The sequence below is a fragment of the Nocardia sp. NPDC050712 genome, from assembly GCF_040654295.1.
In the GTDB taxonomy this organism is placed as follows: Bacteria; Actinomycetota; Actinomycetes; order Mycobacteriales; family Mycobacteriaceae; genus Nocardia.
Genome location: NZ_JBFAHT010000003.1, coordinates 1,647,849 through 1,661,135, shown reverse-complemented (window position 1 = coordinate 1,661,135; position 13,287 = coordinate 1,647,849). Strand labels below are relative to the sequence as shown.

6 protein-coding genes are annotated in these 13,287 nt (G+C 69.9%); 2 read left to right on the top strand and 4 right to left on the bottom strand.

Going from position 1 to position 13,287, the window contains the following annotated elements; genetic code table 11:
* Window positions 1-226 precede the first annotated feature (226 nt).
* From AB0H76_RS28155 to AB0H76_RS28145, 3 genes are all read right to left on the bottom strand, one after another.
* Window positions 227-7,507 carry an amino acid adenylation domain-containing protein gene (locus tag AB0H76_RS28155; protein ID WP_357329775.1) on the bottom strand — a complete coding sequence of 2,427 codons (7,281 nt, stop codon included), beginning with the start codon at window positions 7,505-7,507 and terminating at the stop codon, window positions 227-229.
* Between the two features lie 234 nt (window positions 7,508-7,741).
* Window positions 7,742-8,725, bottom strand: a complete 984-nt coding sequence (locus tag AB0H76_RS28150) for a LuxR C-terminal-related transcriptional regulator (protein ID WP_357329774.1) — start codon at window positions 8,723-8,725, stop codon at window positions 7,742-7,744.
* A 62-nt stretch (window positions 8,726-8,787) separates the two neighbouring features.
* Window positions 8,788-9,612 (bottom strand): M23 family metallopeptidase, encoded by an 825-nt coding sequence (locus tag AB0H76_RS28145; RefSeq protein WP_357329772.1) that lies wholly within the window; start codon window positions 9,610-9,612, stop codon window positions 8,788-8,790.
* A 279-nt stretch (window positions 9,613-9,891) separates the two neighbouring features.
* Here AB0H76_RS28145 and AB0H76_RS28140 point away from each other — a divergent pair, with 279 nt between their 5' ends.
* Together AB0H76_RS28140 and AB0H76_RS28135 are read left to right on the top strand one after the other, a co-directional pair.
* The gene (locus AB0H76_RS28140; protein ID WP_357329770.1) at window positions 9,892-10,920 is read left to right on the top strand and encodes a nitronate monooxygenase; all 1,029 of its coding nucleotides are present in this window, start codon (window positions 9,892-9,894) and stop codon (window positions 10,918-10,920) included.
* An 84-nt stretch (window positions 10,921-11,004) separates the two neighbouring features.
* Complete coding sequence (locus AB0H76_RS28135; RefSeq protein ID WP_357329768.1) at window positions 11,005-11,397, top strand: SCO5389 family protein; 393 nt, start codon at window positions 11,005-11,007, stop codon at window positions 11,395-11,397.
* A gap of 63 nt (window positions 11,398-11,460) precedes the next feature.
* Here AB0H76_RS28135 and AB0H76_RS28130 read toward each other — a convergent pair whose 3' ends face one another.
* Complete coding sequence (locus AB0H76_RS28130) at window positions 11,461-13,098, bottom strand: long-chain fatty acid--CoA ligase (protein ID WP_357329766.1); 1,638 nt, start codon at window positions 13,096-13,098, stop codon at window positions 11,461-11,463.
* Window positions 13,099-13,287: the final 189 nt, after the last annotated feature.

Genomic DNA, 13,287 nt, shown 5'->3' with positions numbered 1-13,287 from the left:
CCTCACACACCACGGTCAACTGCCAGCCCTGCACCACCAACACGCCACTCCCTCATCAGTTTCTCTCAGCGGCGGCGAACCACCGCTGTCTTCACTGCCACCGCGTCACCGCGGGTGGGCCAGCGCTGCCCCGAAAGCGGTAACGCCGCGTCCGAAGCCTTGCTATTCTGCCCTGTCGGTGCACCCAGCGGCATATCGCGAGGCGCACCTTAACCAGGCCTTGAGGTCAGCCGATCCGGCTCGGCACCTCGAATCCCAGCAATTCCGCGAGCGGGATTATTTCCACGTCTCCCGCCGCGGCGGACGCGCCGCCATCGGTCAGCACCGCGGTGCGCAGATCTTCCAGTTCCCCGAAGTCGACGCTGCTCAGCCCGGCCTGGTCGGTGACCACGTGCGTCACCCACTCGTCGGCGAGCAGGCCGGTCAGATCGGCCGCGTCGGCGACCACGACGGCCGCGCCGTTGGCACCGGCCGTCACCACCTCCAGCAGCCCGGCGGCCGAACCCGGAGCACCGGTGCCGTAGGTGCGCGATTCGAAGGTCAGCTCGGCCCGACCGGCGAATCGGTCGACCGCGGCCGCCAGCTCGTCGTAGGTGAGCGGGCCCGCGACGTCGAACAGCGCCGGGTCGCTGCCGCGCAGCGTGCGCACCCGGTTCGCGTAGGTCACCGGGCGCGGGGACTGCGCGTCGAGTTCGGCCCGCACCGCGGCGTCGCCGAGGTCGAGCCACTCCAGGTCCTCGGCACCGGACCCGAGACCGACCTTGACCTCCAGTCCGGCGGGCAGGCTCGAACCCACCAGCGCCGCACCGGATTTGAGTACGGCCCAGCTCGCGACCACCGCGTCGGCGCCGCGCGCCAACCGGACCGCGACACCCGTGCCGGGGCCGCAGCCCCGATCGATCAGCACCCGCGCCAGCTTCGAGGAGCGCGCGTCCAGCTCCTGGTAACTGACGGCCTGTTCGCCGTGCACGAGCGCCGGGCCCTCGGGGTCGTCCTCCACCGCGGCGGTCAGCGACTGGGTCAGCGCGGCGCCGGCGGTGCCGGTGTTCTCGACCGCCTCGACGGCGGCGGTCTGCCCCGCCTGGCCCCGATCGCGTTCCTCGGCATCCAGGATGTCGATATCGCCGACGACGACCTGCGGATCGGCGGCCACCGCGGCCAGGATCCGCTCGAAGCGCCGGGCGAAGGCCTTGGCCGTCGACTCGTCGAAAATGTCGGTGGCATAGCTGAATACGACGCTCAGGGCACCGGAGGTGCGCGGGTCGACGATCACCTGCAGGTCGAACTTGGCGGCGATCGCGCCGGCGTCCAGCCCCGCGATCGTGAGCCCGGGCAGCTCCAGCGTCGGCGCCTCGGTGCTCTCGAACGACAGCACCACCTGGAACAGCGGATTGTGCGCGGAGCGCCCGGCGGCGACCTCCTCGACCACCCGCTCGAACGGCACATCGGCATTGCCGAACGCCGACAGGTCGGTCTCGCGCGCCTGCGCGACGAGATCGGCGAAGGCGGCGCCGCTTTCGACGGTGGTGCGCAACGCCAGGGTGTTGACGAACATGCCGACCAGGTCGTCCAGCGCCCGCTCGCCGCGGCCCGCGATCGCGGTGCCGATGGCGATGTCGGAGCTGCCGGACATCCGCGCCAGCAGCACCGCCAGCGCCGCGTGCACCACCATGAACAGCGTCGAATTGTGCTCGCGCGCCAAGCGGACCAGGCTCTCGTGCACCTCGGCGGGCACGCTGATCCCGGTCGCGGCGCCGCGCATGGACGGCACCGGCGGACGCGGGCGATCCAGCGGCAGCGCCAGTTCGCCGTTCAGCCCGGACAGGCGCTTGCGCCAGTAGGCCAGCTGCGCGGCGGCCACCGAACTCTCGTCGTCCTCGGCGCCGATGGCCGCGCGCTGCCAGAGCGCGAAGTCGGCGTACTGCACCTCCAGCGGCACCCAGGCCGGCGACCGGCCCTCGACGCGAGCGAGATAGGAGGTGGCCAGGTCGCGGGCCAGCGGCGCCATGGAGACACCGTCGGCCGAGATGTGGTGCACCACCACGACGAGCAGGTGCTCCTCGGGGTTGTCGGCCGAGTTCAGCAGCACCGCGCGCAGCGGCACCGCCGTGGTCACGTCGAACCCGCGCGACATCATCTCGGTGATCCGCGCGATCGGGTCGGCGGTGGTCTGCACCTCCAGCCCACCCGGCAGCGCCTCGGCGACCGAGACGATCTCCTGGTAGGGCAGGCCGCCCGGCTCGTTGACCGGGTAGCGGGTGCGCAGCGCCTCGTGCCGCTCCAGCACATCGGCGACCGCGTACCGCAGCGCGGACACGTCGAGCACGCCGGTGAGCCGGATGGCGAGCGGGATGTTGTAGGCGGGTGAGGCCTGGTCGAGCTGGTTGAGCACCCACATCCGCTGCTGCACCAGCGACAGCGGAATCCGCGCGGGCCGCTCACCCCGGGCCAGCGGCGGCCGGGTGGCGGCGCCGGTGCCCACGGCGACGCGGGCGGCCAGCGCCGCCACGGTCGAGGCCTCGAACAGTTCGCGCACCGCGAGGTTGGCGTCCAGCGCCTCGTTGACGCGGGCCACCGCGCGGGTCGCGAGCAGCGAATTGCCGCCCAGGGCGAAGAAGTCGTCGTCCAAGCCGACCTCGGCGCCGGGCAGCAGGCCGGTGAAGACCTCGGCCACGGCCAGTTCGATCGGCGAGGACGGCGCGCGGAAGGCGGCCGCGCTCACGAATTCCGGTGCGGGCAGGGCCTTGCGGTCCAGCTTCCCGTTCGGGGTGAGCGGCAGCGTGTCCAGCACCACGATGGCGTCGGGCACCATGTAGGCGGTCAGGAATTCCGCCGCCCCGGAACGCAATTCGACCGGGTCGAGCCGAGCCTCGGTGTCGGCCACGGCATATCCGATCAGCCGGTCGCCCGCGTGCTCGTCGGTGTGCACCAGCACCACCGCCTGGCTGACGCCCGGGCAGCGCAGCAGCGCCGACTCGATCTCGCCGAGCTCGATCCGGAACCCGCGCAGCTGCACCTGCTGATCGCTGCGCCCGGCGTATTCCAGGTTCGCGCGGCCGCCGAAGCCGACCCAGCGGCCGACGTCACCGGTGCGGTACATACGCGAGCCGGGTTCGCCGTAGGGGTTGGCGACGAAACGAGACGCGGTCAGGCCCGGACGGCCCAGGTAACCCCGGGAGAGCTGCTTACCGGCGATATTGATCTCGCCGGCCACGCCGACCGGCGCGGGATGCAGGCGCTCGTCGATGACGTAGGCGTCCAGGCCCGGCAGCGCCCGGCCGATCACGCTGGCCGCGTCGTCGACCATCTGCTCGTTCAGCTCCAGGAACGACACGTGCACCGTGGTCTCGGTGATGCCGTACATGTTCACCAGCCACGGCGCGTCCACGGCGTGCCGCTCGTACCAGCGCTTGAGCTGCCGCAGATCCAGTGCCTCGCCGCCGAAGACGACATAGCGCAGGGCCAGTTCGCCCGCGTCGGACGAGTGCGCGGCGCGGTCGGCCTCGGCCAGCTGGTAGAACGCCGAGGGCGTCTGGTTCAGCACGGTGACCTGCTCGCGAATCAGCAACTCGCGGAACAGCTCCGGCGACCGGGAGGTCAGGTAGTCGACCACGACGACGGTGCCGCCGTTGGCCAGGGCGCACCACAGTTCCCACACCGAGAAGTCGAAGGCGAAGGAGTGGAACAGGGTCCACACATCGGTTTCGTCGAAATCGAACAGCAGCTGGGTGTTGGCGAACAGCTCCACCACATTGCGATGCGCGACCCCGACGCCCTTGGGCACACCGGTGGAACCGGAGGTGTAGATGACATAGGCCAGGTTGTCCGGGCGCAGCGGCGCGAGCCGGTCCCGATCGGTGATCGGGGCGTCCGGCAACTCGCCGGTCTGCTCCAGCAGCACCAGCGGCACGGCACCCGAGGGCACCTCGCCGGCCACCTCGGCCGAGGTCAGGATGCAGGCAGGCGCGGCGTCGGTGAGCGTGAACTCCAAGCGCTGGGCCGGATAGGTGGTGTCGATCGGCAGGTAGCCCGCGCCGGTCATCAGCACCGCGAGCAGGCCGATCGGCAGCTCCTCGGTGCGCGGCAGGGCCACGGCGACAAGGGTTTCCGGGCCCGCGCCCTGTGCGATCAGCGCACGCGCCACGCGGTTCGCCCGGCGCTGCAACTCCTCGAAGGTCAGCTCGGTGGCGCCGAACCGGACGGCGATCGCGTCCGGGCGTCGGCGGGCCTGGGCCGCGATGAGATCCACGAGGGTGACCTCGGGAACCTGAGCGCCCGGGGTGTTCCACTCGCGCAGCACCAGCTCCCGCTCGCCGGGGGCGAGCAGGTCGACATCGCCGACCACGGCACCGGTGTCGCCGGTGAGCGCGGTCAGGATCCGGCGGAAGCGATCGGCGAAATCCTCGACGGTCGGCTCGTCGAACAGATCGGTGGCGTAGGTGAAGGCCAGCGAAAGACCCTGCGGGGAGCCGTCTTCGGCGAGTTCCTCGACCACTTCCAGTTGCAGGTCGAATTTCGCCAGCGGCACGTTCAGTTCCGCGCCCGCCACGCTCAGTTCGGGCAGTTCCAGCCGGGTCTGCTGCATGTTCTGTAAGACCAGCAGCACCTGGAACAGCGGGTGCCGGGCGGTGGAGCGCACCGGATCCAGCAGTTCCACCAGCCGCTCGAACGGCACGTCGGCGTGACCGAAGGCCTCGATGTCGGTCTGGCGCACCTGGCCGATCAGGTCGGTGAAGCGGGCGCCCGGCTCGATCTCGGTGCGCAACACCAGGGTGTTGACGAACATGCCGATCAGGTCGTCCAGGGCGGCCTCGCCGCGGCCCGCCACCGGTGTGCCGATGACGATGTCGCGGGTGCCGGACAGGCGCGCGAGCAGCACCGCCAGCGCGGTGTGCGCGACCATGAACAGCGTCGAATTGTGCTGCTGGGCAACCTTGTACAGGGCGGCGTGCAGCTCGGCGTCCACGGTGGTGCGCACGGTCGCGCCGTGGTTGGAGGCCGCGGCGGGGCGCGGCCGGTCGGCGGGCAGGTTCAACTGCTCCGGCAGTGCCGCGAGCCGACCCTGCCAGTAGGCGATCTGCTGGGACAGCAGGGCCGCCGGATCGTCCTCGGAGCCGAGGGTTTCGCGCTGCCAGAGGGCGTAGTCGGCGTACTGGACCGCCAGCGGCTCCCAGTCCGGACGGCCGCCCCGGGTGCGTTCCACGTAGGCGGTCATCAGGTCCCGGGTCAGCGGGCCCATCGAGAAACCGTCGCCCGCGATGTGGTGGATCACGCACACCAGCACATGCTCGTCGTCGCTCAGGCGCAGCAACTGCACCCGGACCGGCGGCTTGGCGGTCACGTCGAACTTGGTCATCGCCACCCGGGTGACGAACTCGGCCACCCGCTCCGGGACCGCGTCCAGCGTCGGAAGCGGCGGCACCGCACGGGGATCGGTCAGCGGCAGCACCGACTGCACGCCGGCGCCGTCGACCTCCGGGTAGACCGTGCGCAGCACCTCGTGCCGCTCCACCAGATCCCGTACTGCCGACTGCAACGCGACCACGTCCAGTTTCCCGGACAGCCGCACCGCGACCGGAATGTTGTTGATCGCGCTGTCCGGATCGAACCGGTTCAGGAACCACATACGCTGCTGCGCGTAGGACAGCGGCACCAGCTCGGGTCGCGGCACCGCGTGCAGGGCCCGGCCCGCCGGGGTGGCGGCCAGGCGCAGCACCCGCTCGGCCAGCCCGGTCACCGTGGACACCTCGAAGAGCAGCTGCACCGGCACGCGCACGTCGAGCGCGGAACCGATGCGGGCGGCGGCCTGCGCGGCCAGCAGGGAGTTGCCGCCGAGGGCGAAGAAGTCGTCGTCCGCGCCCACCTGCGCGTCGTCACCCGACATCAGCAGGGCCGCATAGACATCGGCGATCACCTGCTCGGCCGGGGTTACGGGAGCGCGGAATTCGCGGGTGGCGAACACCGGCTCGGGCAGCGCGGCCCGGTCGAGCTTGCCGACCGGGTTCAGCGGGATCTCGTCGAGCACCATGATCGAGGCCGGAATCATGTGCGCGGGTAGCGATTCCGCCAGGTACTCGAGCAGCGCGGCGGTGTCGACCTCGGTGTGCGGCAGCACGTAGGACACCAGCGCGGTCTGGCCCGAGGGCAGCGTCTTGCCCAGGGTGGCCGCGTAGTCGATGGCGGGGTGCGACTCCAGCGCGTTGTCGATCTCGCCCAGCTCCACGCGGAAGCCGCGCACCTTGATCTGGAAGTCGACCCGGCCCAGGTATTCGATGATGCCGTTCTCGGCGCGGCGCACCAGGTCGCCGGTGCGGTAGAGGCGGGCACCGGGTGTCTCGGCGTCGGCGCCGAACGGGCTGGCGACGAAGCGCTCGGCGGTCAGGCCGGGACGGTTCAGGTAGCCCTGGGCCAGCGCGGGGCCGGACAGATACAGCTCACCGATGACGCCGGCGGGCACCGGCCGCAACCGGCCGTCGAGCACGAACGCGCCGACGCCCGGGATGGCGGTGCCGATGGTGACCGGCTCGTCGCCGCGCATCGGCGGCGTGCTGGTGGCCAGGATGGTGGCCTCGGTCGGCCCATAGCCGTTGTAGAACTCGCGGTCCGCGGTGGCCCAGCGGCCCACCAGTTCCGGACCGAACTTGTCACCGGCCACCACCACGACCCGCAGGTCGGGCAGGTCGGCGGGATCCACCGACTCCAGCGCGCCCGGCGTGATCAGCATGTGCGTCACCTGCTCGCGGCGCAGCAGCTCGGCCAGCTCGAAGCCGCCGAACACCGTCGGCGGCGAGACCACCAGCGTGGCGCCGGTAGAGAAGGTGAGCAGCATTTCCAGCACGGACACGTCGAAGTTCGGCGAGCAGACGTGCAGCACCCGGGAATCCCCGGTGACCTGGTAGTGCTCGGCCTCGGCGGCGACCAGCCCGGCCAGGCCGGTGTGCGTGACGACCACGCCCTTCGGCTTGCCGGTGGACCCCGAGGTGTAGATGACATAGGCCGGGTGGCGCTCGTCCAGCGGCCGGACCCGGTCGGCGTAGGAAATGGGGTGTTCCGGGCGGTCCAGCACGCGCCGCGCCACGACCGGGTCGTTCAGCTCGATCCAGTAGATGTCGGAGCCGAGTTTGCGCCGGTACTGGGAGGTGGTCAGGCCGAGCACCGCGCCGGAGTCGCCGACGATGTGCGCGATCCGCTCGGCGGGGTAGGCCGGGTCGACCGGGACATAGGCCGCGCCGGTCTTCGCGATGGCCCAGATGGCGAGCACCGATTCGACGCCGCGGGCGATGCCGATGGCGACCACGTCGCCGGGGCCGATACCGCGTTCGATCAGCTCCCGGGCCAGCCGCGAGGAGTCCGCGTCCAGCTGGCGGTAGGTGAATTCCTCGGTGCCGGCGCGCACGGCCACCGCGTCGGCGGCGGACTCCACGGCGGCGGTGAGCAGCTGACCGAAGGTAGGGGTGCCCGACCTGCGGCGACGGGTACTCCGACCGGAACGACGGGCAGTATCCATTCGGGTGTAATCACCTCTCGCGTCTAGCTCGGCCGCACGGCCGTTCATCTCAGCGGCCGCACGGCCTTGTCTGTTCAGCCCCACCCCGGAGATCGTCGTCCTGGGCCGGCGCGGTCCGGGCAATCATATCGGGCTGTCCGAACCACTGAACCTGGGCGAAAAGCACAACGGGTTGCCGTACGGCACATCGATCCACCGGCGCCGAACGTTGCACGAGTGGAACGGTGACACTTCTCATAGCCAGCCGCGCCGCGTCGCCTGCACCCCGGCTTGGAACCGGGTGCTCGCGCCGAGCCGCTCCAGCAGCCGCGCGGTGCGGCGCACCACGGTGCGGCGCGACATCCCGAGGCGGCGGGCGATGGTGTCGTCGGTGGCGCCCAGCCCCATCAGGGTCAGGATCGCCTTGTCGCGTTCGTCCAGCTCCTCGGCGGAGGGATTCACCGAGATCGGCGCGGCCAGCGACCACAGCACATCGAAGGTCTTGATCATCAAGCGCAGCGCGGGCGAACCGGAGACCCGGATACCCATCGGATCCGGCCGGCGCTCGTCGGCGTGCAGCACCAGGATGCCGCGCTCGTCGTCCACGACGATCATCTTGAACGGCGGCTCCGGCAGCGTGCGCGCCTGCGCGCCACTGGCATTGGTGGCCAGGGCGTGCCGTAGTCGTTCGGCGTCCTGATAGATGGTGTCCTGATAGAGCGTCTGATATCGGATGCCCTCGTTGAGCCGGGCCCGCTTGAGCTGGAACTGGCGCTGCTCGCGCTCGGAATCACTGAGATAGGGCCCGCGTTCGATCAGCTTCACCGAAGCGCGTGCCGCGGACTGGATCTCCTCGAAGTCGGCCAGCATCTCGACCCGCTCGAAGACGGGCACGATGGCGCCGTTGCTGCGCGGAGAACGCCGCACCGAACGGAAGGTCTCGCTGAGCCGGGCCGCCGCGGCGTGCATCTGGCTGATCTCGTGCTGGCGGCGCCGCGCCTCGGACTCCGAAAGCGACTCCGGCGCATGGGCATCCCAGATCGGTTCGCCGGCGCCGTCGGAAAGCTGTACCGCCGCTTGGAGTTCGCACAGCATTTTCAGCGACGCCGCCGCCGACTCTTGCGAAACATCCAGGTAGCTCGCGATATCGGCCAGCCCGGAGCGTGGATGATGCACCAGCACGGCGTAGGTCCGCCCGTGCGGTGATCCCGGTTCGAAGATATCGCCCAGCTCGGTCACGACAGGAGCCTAACCAGCGGTCTGCCGCTCTGTAGGTGAGATGTCAAGCTGGGCAACGAATATCAGTGCTTCGAAGGGCCCCACTGCATCGGCACACCCTTGGCGGCCAGATACTGCATGGGGTCGATTTTCGCGCCGCCCTGATCCCAGATCTCCAGGTGCAGGTGCGGGCCGGTGGAGTTGCCGCGGTTACCGACCGAGGCGATCACGTCGCCGGCCTTCACGCGCTGGCCCTGCTGCACGAACATGTCGTTGACGTGTCCGTAGACCGCGGTGGTGCCGTCTTCCTGCAGCACCCGCACCCACAGGCCGAAGCCCGAGGCCGGGCCCGCCTCGATGACGGTGCCGTTGCTGACGGAGTGGATCGGGGCGCCGATCTGATCGGCGAAGTCGATGCCGTAGTGCATCTCGCCCCAGCGGGAGCCGTAGGTGGAGCTGATCTGGCCGGCCACCGGGCGCACCGCGACGGCCGGAGCCACCTGCTGCTGCACACCCTTGAGGATGTCCTCGACCTGGGCCAGCGGGCCCGCGAGCTCGGGCGGCAGGTTCTGGATGCCGAACGGCTGCGCGACGGGGGCGGCGACCTGGGCCGCGACCGGCGTCGGCTCGGGCGCCACCTCGGCGACCGGGCTGGCGAACTTGGCCTGGGTGGCGGCGATCTCGCCGGCGCCCTTGAAAGTAATGGGCTCGGCGGCCTTGTCGTCGGTGTCGTGATGCGGCGACAGCGGCGCGGCCAGCGCGGGGGCGACCTGCGTCGCGGTGCCCACCAGGGCACCGGCGGCGACCGCGAAGGTGGCGACGCGCTTGACGCGATCGCTCGACGGCGACTCGGCGCGATGCCGCGACCGGCGCTCCGATACCGAAACCTGATCGCCCAGAAGGCTCATAACGGTGATGGAACTGGGGCCAACCCGGTGCTGCGACAAAGCTTCGTCCTAGCGTCCGACCTACAGGGGGAACGGAGTACCGTTTCGATCGGTTCGTACCAATCGGCCTGGTTCCGAAGTTTGTAACGTTTCGGCTTCCGTTGTGACGGGAACTCTACCCCGTCGTGACCATTTCGCAACCTTCTCTTATGTTTACGCAGGTGACGAGCAGTAGTAGCGGCTGGATTCCGGTAACGGCCTGCCGTTATCCGTGACCTTCGTGGTGCGAGACTGGATCTCGTGATCCTCGACGAGTTACAGACACCGATCGTGCTCGCGCCCATGGCGGGTGGCCCTTCTACGCCGGAGCTGACCGCGGCCGTGTCCGAGGCCGGCGGGCTCGGCCTGCTGGCCGCCGGCTACCTGAGCGTCGAGGAGACCGCCGCGCGGATCGAGAAGACGCGGGCGCTCACCGGCAGGCCGTTCGGCGTCAACCTGTTCGCGGCGGGCGCGCCCACTCCCCCGGCCGAATTCGCCGAATACCTGGCCACGCTGGCCGCGGACCACGAGGTCGGCACGCCGAAGTACGACGGCGACGCCTGGGACGAAAAGATCGATCTGCTGGTCGTCGCCCCGGTGCCGGTGGTCTCGTGCACCTTCGGCTGCTTCGACGCGGAGCAGGTCGACCGGCTGCACGCCGCGGGCTCGGAGGTATGGGTGACGGTCACCTCGGTGGCCGAAGCCCGGATCGCCGCCGCGGCCGGCGCCGACGCGCTCGTCGCGCAGGGCGCGGAGGCCGGCGGGCACCGCGCCACCTTCGCCGACCGGGTCGCCGACGATGCCACCGATCCGCTCGGGCTGCTGGCGCTGCTCCAGTTGCTCACCGCCGCCGTCGATCTGCCGGTGGTCGCCACCGGCGGTATCACCACCGGCGCCGGGCTGGCCGCCGCACTGGCCGCGGGCGCCCGGGCCGCGCAACTGGGCACCGTGTTCCTGCGCTGCCCGGAAGCCGGTACCAATTCGATACATAGGGGCGCACTGGGTTCGGAGACCCCCACGATGCTCACCCGAGCATTCACCGGGCGTCGAGCCCGCGGCCTGCGCAACCGATTCCTGCTGGAGCACACCGACGCTCCCGCCGCGTACCCTGAGATCCATTACGCGACCGCACCATTGCGGGCCGCCGCACGGGCCGCCGGTAACGCCGACGAGGTGAATCTGTGGGCCGGGCAGACTCACGCGCTGACGCCCGAGTTACCGGCAGGCGAACTAGTTGCACAACTGTCATCGGAAGCGAAAATCGCTCTGACCAAGGCACTTTCGCGCTGATTCCAGGGTTGTTGACAACCGCTTTCGAATAGACTTCAGGGGCATCGCAACCGCCATCCACCCCACCCCTGGAGGAGAGCGCACATGTCCCTCGATGTCCCCACCGCCCTGCTCGAACGCGCCGAACGCGGCGAGGTCGACGACGCCGACTTCGTCGAATGCGTACGGACCTCACTGCCCTACGCCTACGAAGTAGTCAGCCGGGTGGCCGCCGATCTCCATTCCGGCACAGAGGAATACGCCGACAACCTCATCCCGCCGCCGGACGAGGTCGCCCGCGGCCAGCTGTTGCGCGCCATGGCCTCGGATGCCATCCGCGGCGGCCTGGAACGCCACTTCAACATCAAGCTGGCCTTCCAGAACTGCCACCGGGTCGCGGCTTTCCCGCTCTCGGCGGTCGGCGGCGATACCTACAGCACCTTCATCGGCACCCGGGCCCAGCTGCTCAACCAGAACCCGGAGCTCCGTAACTGCTGACGGCACAACCGAACACGGCCCGCCCCGGCATCCTCTGCCGGGGCGGGCCGCTGTGTGTTCGGCTCAGGACAGCTTGGTGACCTGCAGCTCGCCCTCGGCGTACTGGGCGCGCAGGCGCTTCTTGTCGAACTTGCCGACGCTGGTCTTGGGCACCTCGGGGATGAAGGTCCAGCGTTCCGGCAGTTGCCATTTCGCGAACTTGTCGGCCAGGAACTCGCGCAGTTCCTCCGGCTCGGCCTCGGTGCCTTCCTTGAGCACGATGGCGACCAGCGGGCGCTCGTCCCACTTGTCGTCCGGGACGCCGATGACAGCCGCCTCGGCGACCGAGGCGTGCCCCATCACCGCGTTCTCCAGGTCCACCGACGAAATCCATTCGCCGCCGGACTTGATCACGTCCTTGGAGCGGTCCACCAGGGTGAGGTAGCCGTTCGGGGTGATCTTGCCGACGTCGCCGGTGCGCAGCCAGCCGTCGTCGAACTTGTCCGGGTCGACCTGGGCGCCGTCGGGCGAGTAGTAGGAGCCGGTGATCCACTGGCCGCGAACTTCCACCTCGCCCAGCGCTTCGCCGTCGTTGGGCACCACGGAGCCGTCGTCGGCGACCAGTCGCGCCTGGACGTTGGCCGGGAAGCGGCCCTGGGTGTAGCGGTAGGACCATTCCTCGTCACCGCTGACGCCGACGGGCGGGTGCGCGACCGAGCCGAGCGGGGAGGTCTCGGTCATGCCCCAGGCGTGCAGCACCTTGACGGAGTACTTCTCCTCGAAGGTATGCATCATCGCCGGCGGCACGGCCGACCCGCCGACCACCACGGTGCGCATGTGCGAGATGTCCTGCGGCGCGGCGGCGAGCTGGGCCAGCACGCCACCCCAGATGGTGGGCACGGCGGCCGCGAAGGTCGGCTGCTCGGCGGCCATCATCTCCAGCAGCGGGCCGGGCTGCAGGAAGCGGTCGGGCATCAGAACATTCGCGCCCGACATCAGCGCCGCGTAGGGCAGGCCCCAGGCGTTGGCGTGGAACATCGGCACGATCGCCAGCACATTGTCGGCGCCGCTGAAGCCCATGCTGTTGGGCTGGCAGACCTGCATGGCGTGCAGCCAGTTGGAGCGGTGCGAATACACCACGCCCTTCGGGTCGCCGGTGGTGCCCGAGGTGTAACACATTGCGGCAGCGGAACGTTCGTCGATGACCGGGAAGTCGAAGGTGTCCGGCTGCGCGGCGAGCAGTTCGGTGTAGGAGTGCACCTGCACGCCCTCGGGCGCCTGCAGCGCGGCGGCGTCACCGTTGGCGACGATGACGTGGCGGACGGTCTTCAGGTTCGGCAGGTACTGGCCGAACAGCGGCAGCAGCGTGCCGTCCACGATGACGACCTGGTCCTCGGCGTGATTGGCGACGTAGACCAGCTGCTCCGGGAAGAGCCGGATGTTGAGCGCGTGCAGGACCGCGCCCATCGCCGGCACGCCGATGTAGGCCACCAGGTGCTCGTTGTTGTTCCACATGAAGGTGCCGACCCGGTCGCCCTCGCCGATCCCCATGTCGCGCAGGGCGTTGGCCAGGCGCGCGGCGTCGGCGCCCAGCTCGCGGTAGGTCATGGTGCGCACGCCGGTGCCGGTCCAGGTCGACACCGTGCTGTCGCCTTGGAAGGTGGACGCGTACTTCAGCAGCGTCGCCAGCGACAGCTGTTCGTCCTGCATGGTGCTGAACATCGGGTACTCCTCTTTTCCTGCCTGTGGCCGAAGAGAGCCACGTCACATCCGGGATGCTACCCAAAGGTAGTCGAGCCGGAATCGCGCCGCCCGAAATCTGAAACTGGGGAGCATCAAATTCGAAATCGCTGGTCATAGCGATTGCACATGGGCCGCCGCGAGCGGCGAAGCCGGAGCTGCCTGCCCGCA